This is a genomic window from Saccharomonospora iraqiensis subsp. iraqiensis, from assembly GCF_000430445.1.
GTDB lineage: Bacteria > Actinomycetota > Actinomycetes > Mycobacteriales > Pseudonocardiaceae > Saccharomonospora > Saccharomonospora iraqiensis.
In genome coordinates, this window is record NZ_KE387053.1 from 2,292 (window position 1) to 5,490 (window position 3,199).

Consider the following 3,199-nt stretch of genomic DNA (forward strand, 5'->3'; position numbering starts at 1 on the left):
CGGTGCCGATGCCGGCCTCGGCGCAGGTGCGGAACACGCGGCGGGCGATCTCCCCGCGGTTGGCGACGAGCAGGTTCTCGATCACGTCCCGTCCCCTCACATCCGGAAGACGCCGAATCCGGCGCCGTCGAACCGTGCGCCCCGGACCTCGCCGGTGTGGATCGCCGACAGGCACAGACCCAGCACGGTGCGGGTGTCCCGGGGATCGATCACCCCGTCGTCGTAGAGCCGGCCGGACAGGAACATCGGCAGGGACTCCGCCTCGATCTGGGACTCCACCGCCTCCCGCATGGCCGCGTCACCCTCGGCGTCGAACGGTCGGCCCTGGGCCTCCGCGGCGGCGCGGGAGACGAGGGACAGCACCCCGGCGAGCTGTTGCGGCCCCATCACCGCCGACTTGGCGCTGGGCCAGGCGAACAGGAACCGGGGGTCGTAGGCGCGCCCGCACATGCCGTAGTGCCCCGCGCCGTAGGACGCCCCGAGCAGGACGGACAGGTGCGGCACCTTGCTGTTGGACACCGCGTTGATCATCATCGCGCCGTGCTTGATGATGCCGCCCTGTTCGTAGTCGGTGCCCACCATGTACCCGGTGGTGTTGTGCAGGAACAGCAGCGGCGTGTCGGCCTGGTTGGCGAGCTGGATGAACTGGGCGGCCTTCTGGGACTCCTCGCTGAACAACACCCCGTGGGCGTTGGCGAGCACCCCGACGGGGTAGCCGTGGATCCGCGCCCAGCCGGTGACCAGACTGTCGCCGTAGTCGGGCTTGAACTCGTCGAAGTCCGAGTCGTCGACCACCCGGGCCAGCACCTCGCGCGGATCGAAGGGGGTCCGGAGCCCGTCGGGCACGATGCCCACCAGCTCCTCCTCCGGGTAGCGGGGCGCGACGGCCGGGGCGGGTGCCGGCCCGGCCTTGTGCCGGTTCAGCCGGGCGACGATCCGCCTGCCGAGGCGGAGGGCGTCGGGTTCGTCGCGGGCGAGGTAGTCGGCCAACCCGGAGGTGCGGGCGTGCATGGCGGCGCCGCCGAGCTCCTCCTCGTCGGCCTCCTCCCCGGTCGCCATCTTCACCAGGGGCGGGCCGCCGAGGAACACCTTCGACGCCTTCTCCACCATGACGACGTGGTCGGACATGCCCGGCACGTAGGCGCCGCCCGCGGTGGAGTTGCCGAACACCAGCGCGATGGTGGGGATGCCGGCGGCGGAGAGCCGGGTGAGGTCGCGGAACAACCGGCCACCGGGGATGAAGATCTCCTTCTGGCTCGGCAGGTCCGCACCCCCGGACTCCACCAGGTTGATCACCGGCAGGCGGTTCTCCAGGGCGATGTCGGCGGCCCGGAAGATCTTGCGCACCGTCCACGGGTTGCTGGCCCCGCCCCGGACGGTGGGGTCGTGCCCGATGATCATGCACTCCACGCCGGAGACGACGCCGATGCCGGTGACCACACTGGCCCCGACCGGGTAGTCACTGCCCCACCCGGCCAGCGGGGAGAGCTCCAGGAACGGGGCGTCCGCGTCGAGCAGCAGCTCGATCCGCTCCCGTACGGTGAGCTTGCCGCGCTCGTGGTGCCGGGTGACGTACTTCTCGCCGCCCCCGGCGATCGCCTTGGCGTGCTCGGTGGCCACCTCGTCGAGTCTGTCGAGCATGGCCCGCCGGTTCGCGGCGTACTCCTCGCCGGAGACGTCCAGTGTGGAACGCAGCGCCGTCATGCCGAGTATCCCAACGTGCCGGCCGCGAGCTGGTTCATGATCTCGTCGGTGCCACCGCCGATGCCGAGGATGCGCATGTCCCGGTAGTGGCGCTCCACCTCGGACTCGCGCATGTAGCCGAGTCCGCCGTGCAGTTGCACCGCCTGGTCGACCACCCACTCGCCCAGCTCGACCGCGGAGTTCTTCGCGAAGCACGTCTGGGTGATCGCGTCCTGTCCGGCGGCGTGCCGGATCGCGGCCTGGCGGGTGTAGGTGCGGGCCAGGTCGACGCGGCGGGCCATCTCCACCAGCCGGTGCTGCACCACCTGCCGGGAGATCAGCGGCCTGCCGAACGTCTCCCGGTCGCGGCACCACCGCACGGTCAGGTCCAGCGCCCGCTGCGCGGTGGCGTAGGCCTGCACCGCCAGCGACAGCCGTTCGGTGACGAACTGGGTGGCGATCTGGGCGAACCCGCTGTTCTCCGCGCCGACCAGGTTGGCGACCGGGACCCGGGCGTCGTCGAAGGACAGCTCGGCGGTGTCCGAGCAGTGCCAGCCCATCTTCTCCAGCTTGCGGGTCACCGTGAACCCGGGCGTGTCCCGCTCGACGACCAGCAGCGAGATCCCGTGGGCGCCGTCTCCCCCGGTGCGCACGGCCGTGGTCACGAAGTCGGCCCGGCAGCCGGAGGTGATGAACGTCTTGGCGCCGTTGACGACGTAGTGGTCGCCGTCCCGGCGCGCGGTGGTGCGCAGGGAGGCCACGTCCGAGCCGCCGTCCGGTTCGGTGATGGCCAGGGACCCGATCGTCTCCCCCGCCAGCGTGGGCCGGACCCACTTCCCGATCTGGGTCTCGTCGCCGGCCGCCGCGATGTGCGGGAGGGCGATGCCGCCGGTGAGCAGGGAGGCGACCACACCGCCGGACCCGCCCGCCTGGTGGATCTCCTCGGTGACGGTCAGTGCGTCGAGGTAGTCGCCGCCGGACCCGCCGACCTCCTCCGGGAAGGAGATCCCGAGCAGGCCGATCTCCCCGGCACGGCGGTGCAGCGAGCGGGGCAGCTCCCCCTGCCGCTCCCACTCGTCGAGGTGCGGCACGACCTCGTGCTCCACGAAGCGGCGCACCGTCCTGCGGAGCTCGACCCGCTCCGGCGTGGCGAACGGGTCGGGGACGCCCGTGGCGGGCTCGGAGCTCACAACAACACCTCCGGGATGTCGACGTACCGGCTCCGCAACCACTCCCCGAGGGCCTTGGCCTGCGGATCGAACCGGGACTGGGAGGCCACCCCGGCACCGAGGATTCCCCCGACGACGAAGTTGACCGCGTACAGGTTGGGCAGGACGTACCGGCGCACCGGCAGGTCCGCGGTCTCCGGGAGCAGCAGGCGCAGGGTGTCCACGGTGAGCGTGTGCGCCAGCCACCGCCAGGCGGGCTCCGAGCGCACCCACACCCCGAGGTTGGCGTCGCCGCCCTTGTCGCCGCTGCGGGCCCCGGCGACGCGCCCCAGCGGACGCCGCAGGCA

Annotated in this window: 4 protein-coding genes; all 4 read right to left on the reverse strand. The window is 72.1% G+C overall.

Annotated features, from left to right (window positions below):
- On the reverse strand, positions 1 to 85 hold an 85-nt coding region (locus ACTIR_RS27790), incomplete at its 3' end, for a biotin carboxylase N-terminal domain-containing protein (protein ID WP_411431315.1).
- 11 nt (positions 86 to 96) lie between these two features.
- Positions 97 to 1,704 (reverse strand): acyl-CoA carboxylase subunit beta, encoded by a 1,608-nt coding sequence (locus ACTIR_RS0103880; RefSeq protein ID WP_026453284.1) that lies wholly within the window; start codon positions 1,702 to 1,704, stop codon positions 97 to 99.
- Positions 1,701 to 2,873: an acyl-CoA dehydrogenase family protein gene (locus ACTIR_RS0103885; RefSeq protein WP_026453285.1), complete on the reverse strand. Its 1,173-nt coding sequence runs from the start codon at positions 2,871 to 2,873 to the stop codon at positions 1,701 to 1,703. Before ACTIR_RS0103885 ends, ACTIR_RS0103880 begins: the two co-directional genes overlap by 4 nt.
- Positions 2,870 to 3,199: AtuA-related protein (locus ACTIR_RS0103890; RefSeq protein ID WP_026453286.1), on the reverse strand; the 330-nt coding region annotated here is incomplete at its 5' end. The genes ACTIR_RS0103885 and ACTIR_RS0103890, both read right to left, overlap by 4 nt.